Raw genomic sequence first — 12171 nt, 5'->3', positions numbered from 1 at the left:
TCCTGATGTAAAAAGTCCCTTAGTCGCTTGTCTTTTTATGCGACCGGCCCGTCCGGGAGCGCCGCGATCCTTGTCGCGCGGACATCCTCCCCTTCAAGCCATACCGGCATAGGGCTTTGCGCTACGGCCGTCAAATAGGGGTGAACCACAGCCCGTCCCGAAAAACGACGCACGGGTCGCAGCAACAATTGCAACGCCCCTTCCTTGCAGGCCCGGCAGCCATCGTCTAACGCTGGATGCCTTCACCCATTTTATCATGACGTTCCGGGACGCAGCATGACCGCAACCATCGCGCTGGTGGATGATGACAAGAATATCCTGACGTCGGTGTCGATCGCGCTGCAGACCGAAGGGTTCGTCACGCGCATCTATACCGACCCGGAAGCCGCGCTGAAGGCGTTGACCGACAATCCGGCCGATCTTGGCGTGTTTGACATCAAGATGCCGCAGATGGACGGGCTGGAACTGCTGCGCCGTCTGCGCGAAAAGAGCCAGATGCCGGTCATCTTCCTGACCTCCAAGGCGGACGAGCTGGACGAGGCGCTGGGCCTGGCCATGGGCGCGGACGATTATATCTCCAAGCCCTTCTCGCAGCGGCTGCTGATCGCGCGCATCCGCGCCATCCTGCGCCGCGCAGAGATCAGCCGCACGCCCGAAGCCGCCGACGAACCGCCGTCCGACCCGATCGTGCGCGGCCGGCTGGAGATGGACCCGCCCCGCCACCGGGTGAAATGGGACGGCAAGGATGTGACGCTGACCGTCACCGAATTTCTGATCCTGGAAACCCTTGCTGCACGGCCCGGCGTGGTGAAGAACCGCAACCAGCTCATGGACGCCGCCTATCAGGACGACGTCTATGTCGACGACCGCACGATCGACAGCCATATCAAGCGGCTGCGTCGCAAATTCCGAGAGGTAGACCCTGACTTCAACGCAATCGACACGCTCTATGGCGCCGGATACCGCTTCTCCGAAGAATGAGGACGCGCCGCTCGCGGTGCGCTGGTCGGGGCGATTGAGCCTCACCCCGCGCATCCTGGCGGTCAATGTCTTCGCGCTCGCCCTGCTGGCGGGCGGCTTCTTCTATCTGGACAGCTATCGCACGCGGATCGTCGACGATCGGCTGGAACAGTCGGCGCGCGAGCTGAAGCTGCTCGCCATCGGCCTGGAAAATGCGCCTGCCGACCGGCAGAATGCGCTGATCGCCGCCTATGCGCGTCAGACCGGCGACCGGGTGCGCCGCTATGACGCGGCCGGCAATCTGATGGCCGACAGCTTCGCCATGGATGCGCCGCGCTATCGGCTGCGCCTGCCCTCGGAAGAGGAATGGCAGCGTCATGTCGCCCGCTTCCTCGACAAGGCGGTCGACCGTGTCGTCTCCGCCGATCGCCCGCCCAATTTCGAGGAACCCGCCGTCGATCGCGCCAGCGCCTGGCCCGAACTGGTGCTGGCCGCCAAGACGCGCCAGCCCCAGGCGATGAACCGCTACGCGCCCGACCGTACCTTCATGATCTCGGCCGCCGTCGCCGTGCGCGACGGTTCGGGCCTGCTCGCGACCGAAAATGCGCGCGACATCACCCGCATCGTCCGCGCCGAACGCCTCCGCCTGGGCATCGTGCTGGCCGCCGCCGTCCTCGCCTCGGTGCTGCTGTCGCTGTTCCTCGCCCGCACCATCGTCCAACCGCTTCAGCGCCTGGCCCGTGCCGCCGTGCGCGTTCGCCTCGGCCGCGCGCGGGAGGTCACCGTGCCCCGCCTGCCCGAGCGGCGCGACGAGATCGGCATGCTCGCCCGCGCCCTGTCGGACATGAGCCATGCGCTGCGCCAGCGGATCGACGCGACCGACGCCTTCGCCGCCGACGTCAGCCATGAACTCAAGAACCCGATCGCCTCGCTCCGCTCCGCGCTCGATTCGCTCGAACGGGTGGACCGGCCGGACCTGCGCGACCAGTTGATGGCGATCGCGCAGGATGATGTCCGCCGGCTCGACCGGCTCGTCACCGACATCGCCGAAGCCTCCCGCATCGACGCCCAATTGTCCCGCACCCGGTTCGAGCCGATCGACCTTGGCCTGCTGATCGAACGCATGGTGCTCGCCCGCGAGGCACGCGGCGTGCCACGCGGCATCCGCCTCGCCTTTGCCCGCCCGCGCAAGGAAGTCGCGGTCGTCCTGGGCGAGGAACAGCGGATCGTGCGCGTGCTCGACAATCTGATCGACAATGCCATCTCCTTCTCGCCCGACGACGGGCTGGTCCAGATCATCGCCACCGTCGCCGACAATGAAGTGCTGGTCAGCGTCGAGGATGAAGGCCCCGGCGTCCCCGAGGGCGAGCGCGAGCATGTCTTCCGCCGCTTCCACAGCGTCCGCCCGGAAGGTGAGGCGTTCGGCAAGCATTCGGGTCTCGGCCTCGCCATCGCCCGCTCGATCGTCGAGGGGCATCAAGGCAAGATCAGCATCGCCGACCGCGAGGATATGCAGAGCGGCGCCCGCTTCATCGTCCGTCTGCCCATGGCCGTGGAACGCGACCCCGGCATAATGTCCGAATGAAAGCAATAAGCTGTTCATTCCTGCTGGCCACAATGTGCCGCTGCGATGTCGCGTGAATCGACGCAATTCGATTTCCAACGCGGCGAACTGGGGCTAGAAGCAGGAAGGCAGGGGAACATGGTGCGGGCACTTTCATCAGAGACGCTTCACGCAACGACCGTCGCGATCGAGGGACGCTCGGTGCTGCTCTATGGCGCAAGCGGCATGGGCAAGTCCGACCTCGCCCTGCGCCTGATCGATCGCGGTGCGACGCTGGTTTCCGACGATTACACCCTGCTCAAGCGGGTCGACGGCCGGCTGATCGCCACCGCCCCCGAAACCATCAGCGGCAAGATGGAAGTGCGCGGCATCGGCATCGTGCCCGTGCCCCATGTCGGCGATTCGCCGGTCGCGCTGATCGTCGATCTGGCTGAAACGGTCGAGCGCATGCCGATGCACGCCGCCACCCGCACCATCGCCGGTGTCGAAATTCCGCTGGTCGCCGTCGTCGCGCATGAGGCGTCCGCCCCGATCAAGGTCGAACTCGCGCTCAAGGCCCTGGGCAAGACATGAACGATAGCGCGCCCAAGACCATCCTGCTCGTCTCCGGCCTGTCGGGTGCCGGCAAGACCACGGCGCTCAAGACGCTGGAGGATATGGGCTGGGAGGTGGTGGACAATCTGCCGCTGGTGCTGCTCGACCGCCTTCTCGACACGCCCCTGCCCGCCGGTCATGGCGGGGAGGATGACCGGCCGCTGGCGCTCGGCATCGACGCACGCACCCGCGGCTTCGACGCCAATGCCATCGTCCAGCGGATCAAGGCGCTGCGCGAACGCCATGGCCATGATATCGAGACATTGTTCCTCGACTGCTCGGGCGCCGAGCTGGAACGCCGCTTTGCCGAAACCCGTCGCCGCCACCCGCTGGCGCAGGATCGCCCGGCCGCCGACGGCATCGCCCGCGAACGCGAACTGACCGAACCGCTGCGCCGCTGGTCGGCCCAGCTGATCGACACCACCAGCCTGTCGACCAATGCGCTGCAGCAGGAAATGCGCGCCCGCTTCGCCCGCGAACAGCTCTCCGACCCGGTGCTGACCATCCTCTCCTTCGGCTATTCGCGCGGCGTGCCGCGCAATGTCGACCTGATGTTCGACATGCGCTTCCTGCGTAACCCCTTCTGGGACGAGGATTTGCGTCCCAAGACCGGCCTCGACGCCGATGTCGCCGCCTATATCCAGGCCGACCCGGCCTATCAGGAGGCGCTGGGCAAGATCCAGGATCTGCTGACGACCCTGCTGCCGCGCTACGCCGAAGCCGGCAAAACCTATATTACCGTGGCTTTCGGCTGCACCGGCGGGCGCCATCGCTCGGTCCATGTCGCCGAACATGTCGCTAGATACTTGCAAGATGCGGGCTTTTCGCCCACCGTCTCGCACCGCAATATGGAATCAGCGCCCCAGGACAGTCTGGAGAAGCGCAGACCGGGAGGCCCGAAAGCAATATCATGACAAAGGTGGGCCGCGGAAGCAGATGATCGGACTCGTACTCGTCACCCATGGGTCGCTTGCGACGGAATTCGTCGTGGCCATGGAACATGTCGTGGGACCGCAACAGCAGATCGAAACGATCTGCATCGGGCCGGAGGATGACATGGAATTGCGCCGCGCGGACATCGCGGCGGCGGTCGCGCGCGTCAATGACGGCGCCGGCGTCATCCTGCTGACCGACCTGTTCGGCGGCACCCCCTCCAACCTCGCCATCTCGCTGCTCAAGGCCGGCGAGATCGAGGTGATCGCGGGCATCAACCTGCCCATGCTCATCCGCCTGGAAAGCGCCCGCAAGGTGATGGACGTGCGCGCCGCCGTCGCCGCTGCCCGCGAAGCAGGCCAGAAATATATCAGCGTCGCATCGGAATTGCTGGGCAGCACCTCATGAATGATATCAGCTGGGAAGTCAGGATCAGCAACAAGCGCGGCCTCCACGCCCGCGCCAGCGCGAAATTCGTGACCCTGGCCAGCGGCCTGCCCGCCCAGATCACCGTCAGCAAGGATGGCAGCGAAGTCACCGGCACATCGATCATGGGCCTGATGATGCTCGGCGCCGCCATGGGCGACAGCATCACCATCAGCGCCGCCGGCCCCGACGCGCATGACAGCCTGCACCAACTCGTAGCCCTGGTCGAAGACAAGTTCGGCGAGGAATAGGCACGCGACCAGCGGCCGCGTTGCCGCGACGGGTTCCCATCCCGACATTGACGTCACGGCCCCGCCGCCCCATCTTGCGACATAGGGCGACCGCTGATCGGGAGGCAGCATTCGCCACCGGTTCAAGTGGATAGGCGCCATGCTCGACACGAAATTGAACGACGAAGCCGCCCGCCTGGCCGCGCTCGGGCGCTATGAAATTCTCGACACGCCGCCCGAGCCCGCCTTTGATCGCATCACCCAGCTTGTCCGGTCGATCCTGGGCGTGCCGATGTCGGTCGTGTCGCTGATCGACGGCGATCGCCAATGGTTCAAGTCGCGCACCGGCATCGACGCGACCGAAACCCCGCGCGACATCGCCTTCTGCAACCACACCATCCGCGACCGTGTGCCGATGGTCGTGCCCGATGCCTGTTCCGACCAGCGCTTCAGCAGCAATCCGCTGGTCACCGGCGATCCCAATATCCGCAGCTATGCCGGTGTCCCGCTGGCGACGCCCGACGGCTATAATGTCGGCACCCTCTGCGCGATCGATACCGTGCCGCGCGAATTTGATCCCGGCCAGATCGCCATCCTCGAAAATCTCGGCGCGCTGGTGGTGGAGCAACTGGAACTGCGCCGCATTGCCGAGCGCGACCATCTGAGCGGCGCCCTCACCCGCCGCGCCTTCGTGGCGGAGATGGACAAGCATATCGCCCTCTTCCGCCGCTATGCGCGTCCGGCCAGCCTGTTGCTGTTCGACATCGACCATTTCAAGCGGGTCAATGACACCCATGGCCACCCGGCCGGCGATGTCGTGATCCGCGAGGTCGCGGCCTGTTGCGACCGGACCAAGCGCCCGAACGACATATTGGGCCGGCTTGGCGGGGAAGAGTTCGGCGTGCTGCTCCCCGAAAGCAATGCGGCGCAGGCCGGGGCCGCTGCCCAGCGTTTCTGCGATGCCATCGCCGCGCTGGAAATCGTCCATATGCCGCCGCTGCGCGTCACCGCCAGCTTCGGCATTGCCGAGATCGGGCCTGACCGGATCAGCAGCGACGCCTGGATCGCCGCCGCCGATGTCGCCCTCTATTCGGCCAAGCATGGCGGTCGCAATCGCGTGGTCATCGCGAAAACGGACGCCGCCCAGCCCGACTGACACCGAAAGGCTGTCCTTTTCCCCATTCCCTCGATAGAGAGGCCGCTTCGTCCGCACTGGTCGCGGACCAGAAGGCAGGACGCAGAACGTGGCACGCGAAATCACCGGTTTTTCCAACCCGCTGGTCAAGCGCGTGCGCTCTCTGCGGGAAAAGAAATATCGCAAGGCCGAAGGGCTGTTCCTGGCCGAAGGGCTGCGCATCCTGACCGAAGCGCGCGAGGAAGGCGTGCTGCCCGAAATGCTCTTCCATGCCGGCTCCACCCACCCGCTCGCACTCGACCTGATCGACGCGATCGAGGCGGACGGCGGCGACGTGATCGAAACCACGCCCGATATTCTGTCCAAGATCAGCGGCAAGGATAATGCCCAGGCCGTGGTCGGCGTCTATCGCGACCGGCTGACTCCGCTGGAGAAGCTCGACCGCAGCACGGCCGACATCTGGATCGTCGCCCAGTCGCTGCGCGACCCCGGCAATCTCGGCACCATATTGCGCACCGGCGACGCGGTCGGTGCCGGCGGCCTCATCCTGATCGACGATTGCGTCGACCCCTTCTCGGTCGAATCGGTGCGCGCCAGCATGGGCGCCCTGTTCACCCAGTCGATCACCCAGGCCCGCTGGGGCGAATTCATGCACTGGCTGCGCCAGGGGCCGGGCGAACTGATCGGCACCAGCCTGAAAGCGACCCAGGATTATCAGGAGCCGAGCTATCAGAGCCCCAGCTTCCTGCTGGTCGGCAATGAGGCGCAGGGCCTGCCAGAAAGCTATGAAGCCGAATGCGACCAGCTGGTGAAGATGCCGATGCTGGGCAAGGCCGACAGCCTGAACGCCGCGGTCGCGACAGCCGTCATGGCCTATGAGCTGCTGAACCAGAAACGACGGAAATAGAGGCGAATGTCATCATCCTCCCCTGTAAGGGGAGGTGGCAGGGCGAAGCCCTGACGGAGGGGTGTCGCCCTATCGCGCGCGGCAACACCCCTCCATCATTTGCCAGGCAAATGGTCCCCCTCCCCTTGCAGGGGAGGATGGCGGCGCGAACGGATTGAGAAGGATGGGGGCGATGACGAAGACGAGCGGCATGAGCGCAATGTGGCTGCACAAGCGAGTGCTGGCGGCCAGCCTCATCGGCACGGCGGTCGAATTTTACGACTTCTATATCTACGCCACCGCCGCCAGCCTGATCTTCCCCTCGCTCTTCTTTCCGGCCTCCTCGCCCTCGGCGCAGTTGATGGCCTCCTATGGCAGCCTCGCCCTCGCCTTCCTCGCCCGGCCGCTCGGCGCCGCCGTCTTCGGCCATTATGGCGACCGCATCGGGCGCAAGGCGACGCTCGTCACCTCGCTCATGCTGATGGGCGGCTGCACATTGCTGATCGGCTTCCTGCCGACCTATCTCATGATCGGCTTCTGGGCGCCGCTGATCCTGTGCGTGCTGCGTTTCGGCCAGGGCTTTGGCCTGGGCGGCGAATGGGGCGGTGCGGCGCTGCTGGCGGTCGAAAATGCACCCGAAGGCTGGCGCGCCCGCTTCGGCATGTTCCCGCAACTGGGCGCCCCGGTCGGCTTCATCGCCGCCAACGGCCTGTTCCTGCTGCTCGGCGCCTTCCTGACCGATGCGGAATTCTTTGCCTGGGGCTGGCGCCTGCCGTTCCTGGGCAGTTCGGTCCTCGTGATCCTGGGCCTCTGGGTCCGCCTCAAACTCACCGAGACGCCCGAATTTGCTGCCGCGCAGCAGGAAGCACCGCCGCCGGCCGTGCCGCTTGCCACCCTGCTCTCGACCCATCTGGGCGCGGCCATCGCCGGCACCTTCGCCTGCGCCGCCTGCTTCGCCGTCTATTATATCGCGACCGCCTTTGCGCTGGGCTATGGCACCACCGCGCTCAAGATCGACCGGGAAATCTTCCTCGCGATCCAGCTTGGCGCCATCATGTTCATGGCGCTCAGCATCGTGATCGCCGGCTGGTGGTCGGACAGGAGCAGCCCGACCCGCGTCCTCGCCTGGGGCTGTGCCGGCACGCTGGTCATGGGCATCGTCTTCGGCCCGCTGATCGGCACCGCCGCGCTGCTGCCGATCTTCGTCGCGCTCAGCCTCGCCCTGTTCGTGATGGGCTTCATCTACGGCCCGCTCGGCGCCTATCTGCCCGCCCTCTTCCCGACCCAGCTGCGCTATACCGGGGCGTCCTTCGCCTTCAACCTGGGCGGCATCCTGGGCGGCGCGCTGGCGCCGATCGTCGCCACCTGGCTGATCGGCATGCAGGGCGTCGCGCTCGTCGGCCTCTATATGTCGGCCGCCGCGCTCATCAGCTTGGCTGGCCTGTGGTGGACCAGCCGCAGCTGAATCAGATGGCCTTGCGCATCAGGATCATCGGCACGCCGCTATCCTCGAACGGGCGGACGTCGATGAACCCGAAGCTGCGATAGAGCGGCACGCCGGCCATCGTCGCCGACAATTCCAGCGCGGCAAAGCCCTCCTGCCGCGCGGCGGCCTCGCACAGCGCCAGGATGGTCGTGCCGACGCCTTTGCGGACATGGTCGGGATGGGTGTACATCGCCCGCACCTTTGCCGCCTCGGTCGCGGGGTCGAGCATGCGGTCGTCGCGCCCGGCCGTGTGGTCGCCGCCATAGGCGGTCGCCCGGCGGCTCCATCCGCCACATCCGGCGATCGCACCCTCCGCCCCCACCACGAAATAGGTCCGGTCACCGATCAGCCGCCGGTCCAGCCCCATGAAGCCATGGCTGGCCTGTACCTGCGCAGCGGTCAGATAGGCCGACTGCAATTGCTCGATGGCCAGCGACATCAGGGTGGACAATGCGGGTTCGTCGGCGGCGGTCGCCAGGCGGTTGGTCAAGGGCATGGCCCCTCCTGCAACGAAATCGGCCGGCCCCGCAAGGGAACGGCCGATCGGATCATGATGATGCGGGATCAGAACTTGAATCCGACCTTCGCATACCAGAAGCCGCCGTTGAAGCCGAAGGGCGATACGTCGGGATAGATGTCACCGGTGAAGCGACCACCCGTCGACGCATAGACCGGCCCCAGCCCGCCGGCGCGATTGTCATATTTGTCGGGATAGTTGCTGAACAGGTTCTGCGCGCCGGCACTCAGCGTGAAATTGTCATTGAGCTGATAGCTGACTTCCAGATCGAACACGAACTCGCTGCCAAAGCTCTGATTGACATAGCTTTCGCCGTTCACACCGGTGCCGTCGTCATAGACCTTGTACTTGCCATACCAGTTCGCCCGGCCCAGCACCGACAGCGCACCACTGGTCCAGTTCTCGGTCAGGATCACGCGCGTCTTGGGCAGCGTATTCTGCAGCTGCATGATGCGCGTGTCGCTGATGATCGGCGATCCGGTATCGGGGTCCAGCCCGACGCGGATGACCTTCGTCTTGTTGTAGTTGAAGGCCAGCGTGGTGTTGAACGTCCCCATGCTGTCGGTCGAGAAGCGATAGCTGCCAACCACGTCGACACCCTGGGTCCGGGTATCGAAGGCATTGGTCAGGAACTGCACCTCATTGACCGTGGCATAGTTGGCCAGGCCCAGCGCCTGAAGTTCGGGTCGCTGATCGTCGGTGATCACCCGCGATCCGGTGGTGCCGATGCGGTCCTTCACCTTGATGTTGTAATAGTCGATCGTCAGCGACGCGCCGGGGGCTGGCGTGAACACCGTACCGGCCGAGAAGCTGACCGACTCTTCCGGCTTCAGCGGCACCGCGCCCAGATATTGGGCGACCGGGCTGGCGACCGGCAGCGTCATGAACTCGATCGCGTTGGGATTACCCGGATTGAAGGTGGTCGCGATGCTGCTGGTGTTGGTCTGGCCCGGCGTCGGCGCACGGAAGCCGGTCGACAGCGTGCCGCGAACCGCGAACACATCCGGCACGATGGCGTAGCGTGCCGACACCTTGCCCGTGGTCGAATTGCCGAAGTCGGACAGATGCTCGTAGCGGCCGGCAAAACCCAGCGAGAAGGCTTCGGTGATGTCGCCTTCCACGTCGATATAGAGGCCCTTGGAATTGCGGCTGCTCTCACCCGCGATCGCCGGACCATAGCCAGGGAAGCCATTGGCACCGACCGGCAGCGCGACCGAGAGCTGGCTGCCATCCGCGTTCAACACCGGCGTGCCATCCTGATGGAAGACCAGGTTCCCGGTATAGGGCCCGATCGCATAGGAAGCGGCGTCGCCTAGGCCCAGTTCATAGGATTCCCGGAAATACTGCCCACCAAACGCAATCGTGATCGGGCTCGCCAGCCCGACTTCCCAGGGATAGCTGAAGTCCGCATTGAACAGCGTTTCGCGCTGTTCCAGCTTGCCGAGGTAGAATTCGGTCGGCGAGGTGATGCCCAGCGACGGGTTCATCGTGCCGTTCATCGTATATTTCAGCGTGGACTGGCCATAGCTGCCCGACAGGTCGTAGTTCAGGCCAAAGCCGAGCGTGCCCTTGTAGCCGACGGTGCCCGAAATATCGTCGATCTTGCCGAAGAAGATCGGCGTGAAGCCGCCCGAATAGACGCAGCTCCAGTTCTGCACCAGCGGATCGGAGCAATCCGACACCTGCGTATAATCCCGCGTCGTGGGGTCATAATCGTTGGGCGCATAGACATTGCCGCCCGCCGCGCCGGTCTGGATGCCCGGTGTCGTATTGTCGAAATCGGTAAAATAGTCGTTGAAGATGCCGTTGAGGCCGAAATTGGCGGAATTGACCGACTGGCGATAGTTGAAGCTCTCTTCCTGGAAGCTGTGGCCATAACTGCCAAAGAAGTAGATGCTGCTGTCGTCGCCCAGGTCGAAGCCGCCATTCACGAAGAATCGATAGGATTCCATCTTCGGATTGCCATAGCGCTGCGCCAGCTTGGGTACGCCGATGTCGGGCTGCTCCTGCGACAGTTCCAGCGCGCCGGGTCGGGTGACGCCGCGGCTGGTCTTGCCGGCGTTCACATATTCGCCGCTGATGTTGATGAAGCCATTGTCGCCCAGCTTGAAACCACCGTTCAGCGCGACCTGATAATCCTCGCCATCGCCGCGATAATATTGGCCATAGCGGGCATAGCCCGAAATGCCGTCGGTATCGTCGCGCAGCGCCATGTTGATGACGCCCGCGATCGCGTCGGAACCATATTGGGCCGAAGCGCCGTCGCGCAGCACTTCGACGCTGCGCACCGCAATCGCCGGAATCTGCGCAAGGTCGGCCGAATGGGCGCCAGCGGACTGGGCGTTCGCGCCGATCTGGACCAGCGCGGAGCGATGCATGCGCTTGCCGTTCACCATCACCAGCGTCTGGTCGGGCGCCAGCCCGCGCAGGTTGGGCGGCCGGACGAAGGAGGAGCCGTCACCAATGGCATAGCGCGCCACCGAGAAGGACGGGACCAGGTTCTGGATCACCTGGTTCATGTCGGCGACGCCCTGCTTCTGCAGTTCCTCGCCGGAATAGACATCGATCGGCGTCGGCGATTCGGCGACGGTACGGTCGGTACGCCGCGTGCCGGTGACGATGATCGTCTGGCCGGGCGTTTCCGCTGCGGCCGCCTGGGGCGCAACATCCTGCGCAAGAACAGGCATTGAATAGGACAGTGCAATGGCAATCGCACTGCATGAAAACAGACCCTGATACTTCATCAAAAAGCCCCCTATTTCTTTTTTTAGAGACCTTTCGACACCCCCCTCTTCTTGTTGCCGGATGAGATCGGAATGGACGCAACTATCCGTTCCTGAAATCGGAAATTTCAGTGCGTTTCACTCAGTAACATCTGGAAATATCAGGCTGGCATAATTGCATCGACTGCGAAATGGCCCTTTGGGTGGCCGCAAAAATTTGTTCGCAAGCGCAATAATTCATGCCGTAAAACAATGTGTCAAATCATTGTAACACAAAGAAAAAGGCGGCAGCCCTGGGGGCCACCGCCTGTTTCATTTTTACAACTGTCAAGAACAGTTTTGAAGGATCAACCTTCGGTGCGGGTATCGCGGCGCTCGGCGATACGAGCGCGCTTGCCGGTGCGGCCACGCAGATAATAGAGCTTGGCACGACGCACGACACCGCGACGAACGACGGTGATCGAATCGAGGTTGGGCGAGTAGAGCGGGAACACGCGCTCCACGCCTTCGCCGAACGAAATCTTGCGAACGGTGAAGTTGCTGCCCATGCCCTTGTTGGAACGGGCAATGCAGACGCCTTCATAGTTCTGGACGCGGCTGCGCTCGCCTTCGACAACCTTCACGCCGACGCGCAGGGTGTCACCGGGACGGAAATCGGGGATTTCCTTCGCCAGGGCGGCAATGTTTTCGGCCTCGATCTGCTGGATCAAGTTCATG

The 12171-nt window shown here is 64.3% G+C and carries 12 protein-coding genes; 9 read left to right on the top strand and 3 right to left on the bottom strand.

What is annotated here, in order from left to right:
* Window positions 1–276 precede the first annotated feature (276 nt).
* The 9 genes from DIZ22_RS02285 to DIZ22_RS02245 all read left to right on the top strand — a co-directional run bounded on the left by DIZ22_RS02285 (window position 277) and on the right by DIZ22_RS02245 (window position 8193).
* Window positions 277–981: a response regulator transcription factor gene (locus tag DIZ22_RS02285; RefSeq protein ID WP_004208080.1), complete on the top strand. Its 705-nt coding sequence runs from the start codon at window positions 277–279 to the stop codon at window positions 979–981.
* Window positions 950–2545 (top strand): ATP-binding protein, encoded by a 1596-nt coding sequence (locus DIZ22_RS02280; RefSeq protein ID WP_010335533.1) that lies wholly within the window; start codon window positions 950–952, stop codon window positions 2543–2545. The genes DIZ22_RS02285 and DIZ22_RS02280 overlap by 32 nt, the downstream gene beginning before the upstream one ends.
* Window positions 2546–2662: 117 nt before the next feature.
* Window positions 2663–3097, top strand: coding sequence for an HPr kinase/phosphatase C-terminal domain-containing protein (locus DIZ22_RS02275; protein ID WP_004208082.1), 435 nt, complete (start codon window positions 2663–2665; stop codon window positions 3095–3097).
* A complete protein-coding gene (gene rapZ, locus DIZ22_RS02270; protein ID WP_048937719.1) occupies window positions 3094–4032 on the top strand; it encodes an RNase adapter RapZ in 939 nt (312 codons plus the stop codon). The genes DIZ22_RS02275 and rapZ overlap by 4 nt, the downstream gene beginning before the upstream one ends.
* Before the next feature lie 22 nt (window positions 4033–4054).
* A complete protein-coding gene (locus tag DIZ22_RS02265; RefSeq protein WP_004208084.1) occupies window positions 4055–4459 on the top strand; it encodes a PTS sugar transporter subunit IIA in 405 nt (134 codons plus the stop codon).
* Window positions 4456–4728, top strand: coding sequence for an HPr family phosphocarrier protein (locus DIZ22_RS02260; protein ID WP_048937720.1), 273 nt, complete (start codon window positions 4456–4458; stop codon window positions 4726–4728). Before DIZ22_RS02265 ends, DIZ22_RS02260 begins: the two co-directional genes overlap by 4 nt.
* A gap of 139 nt (window positions 4729–4867) precedes the next feature.
* On the top strand, window positions 4868–5863 hold the full coding sequence (locus DIZ22_RS02255; RefSeq protein WP_048937721.1) for a sensor domain-containing diguanylate cyclase: 996 nt from the start codon (window positions 4868–4870) through the stop codon (window positions 5861–5863).
* Between the two features lie 88 nt (window positions 5864–5951).
* Window positions 5952–6749, top strand: coding sequence for an RNA methyltransferase (locus tag DIZ22_RS02250; protein ID WP_037507764.1), 798 nt, complete (start codon window positions 5952–5954; stop codon window positions 6747–6749).
* A 172-nt stretch (window positions 6750–6921) separates the two neighbouring features.
* Entirely contained in the window at window positions 6922–8193 is a 1272-nt protein-coding gene (locus DIZ22_RS02245) for an MFS transporter (RefSeq protein ID WP_122927878.1), read from the top strand.
* Between the two features lies 1 nt (window position 8194).
* Here the strand turns inward: DIZ22_RS02245 and DIZ22_RS02240 are convergent, their stop codons facing one another.
* The 3 genes from DIZ22_RS02240 to rplS form a co-directional block, all read right to left on the bottom strand.
* Window positions 8195–8710, bottom strand: coding sequence for a GNAT family N-acetyltransferase (locus DIZ22_RS02240; protein ID WP_122927877.1), 516 nt, complete (start codon window positions 8708–8710; stop codon window positions 8195–8197).
* Window positions 8711–8778: 68 nt separating this feature from the next.
* Window positions 8779–11475, bottom strand: a complete 2697-nt coding sequence (locus tag DIZ22_RS02235) for a TonB-dependent receptor (protein WP_122927876.1) — start codon at window positions 11473–11475, stop codon at window positions 8779–8781.
* 326 nt (window positions 11476–11801) lie between these two features.
* A complete protein-coding gene (gene rplS / locus DIZ22_RS02230) occupies window positions 11802–12170 on the bottom strand; it encodes a 50S ribosomal protein L19 (protein ID WP_004208091.1) in 369 nt (122 codons plus the stop codon).
* Window position 12171 lies beyond the last annotated feature (1 nt).

It is taken from the genome of Sphingobium sp. LF-16 (genome assembly GCF_003711185.1).
In the GTDB taxonomy this organism is placed as follows: domain Bacteria; phylum Pseudomonadota; class Alphaproteobacteria; order Sphingomonadales; family Sphingomonadaceae; genus Sphingobium; species Sphingobium yanoikuyae_A.
This window is presented reverse-complemented; position numbering and strand designations above follow the sequence as displayed.

Excerpts from the sequence above, each read along its gene's own strand:
- DIZ22_RS02285 (WP_004208080.1), top strand. The coding sequence starts at position 277 with ATGACCGCAACCATCGCGCTGGTGGATGATGACAAGAATATCCTGACG.
- DIZ22_RS02280 (WP_010335533.1), top strand. The coding sequence starts at position 950 with ATGGCGCCGGATACCGCTTCTCCGAAGAATGAGGACGCGCCGCTCGCG.
- DIZ22_RS02275 (WP_004208082.1), top strand. The coding sequence starts at position 2,663 with ATGGTGCGGGCACTTTCATCAGAGACGCTTCACGCAACGACCGTCGCG.
- rapZ (WP_048937719.1), top strand. The coding sequence starts at position 3,094 with ATGAACGATAGCGCGCCCAAGACCATCCTGCTCGTCTCCGGCCTGTCG.
- DIZ22_RS02265 (WP_004208084.1), top strand. The coding sequence starts at position 4,055 with ATGATCGGACTCGTACTCGTCACCCATGGGTCGCTTGCGACGGAATTC.
- DIZ22_RS02260 (WP_048937720.1), top strand. The coding sequence starts at position 4,456 with ATGAATGATATCAGCTGGGAAGTCAGGATCAGCAACAAGCGCGGCCTC.
- DIZ22_RS02255 (WP_048937721.1), top strand. The coding sequence starts at position 4,868 with ATGCTCGACACGAAATTGAACGACGAAGCCGCCCGCCTGGCCGCGCTC.
- DIZ22_RS02245 (WP_122927878.1), top strand. The coding sequence starts at position 6,922 with ATGACGAAGACGAGCGGCATGAGCGCAATGTGGCTGCACAAGCGAGTG.
- DIZ22_RS02240 (WP_122927877.1), bottom strand. The coding sequence starts at position 8,710 with ATGCCCTTGACCAACCGCCTGGCGACCGCCGCCGACGAACCCGCATTG.
- DIZ22_RS02235 (WP_122927876.1), bottom strand. The coding sequence starts at position 11,475 with ATGAAGTATCAGGGTCTGTTTTCATGCAGTGCGATTGCCATTGCACTG.
- rplS (WP_004208091.1), bottom strand. The coding sequence starts at position 12,170 with ATGAACTTGATCCAGCAGATCGAGGCCGAAAACATTGCCGCCCTGGCG.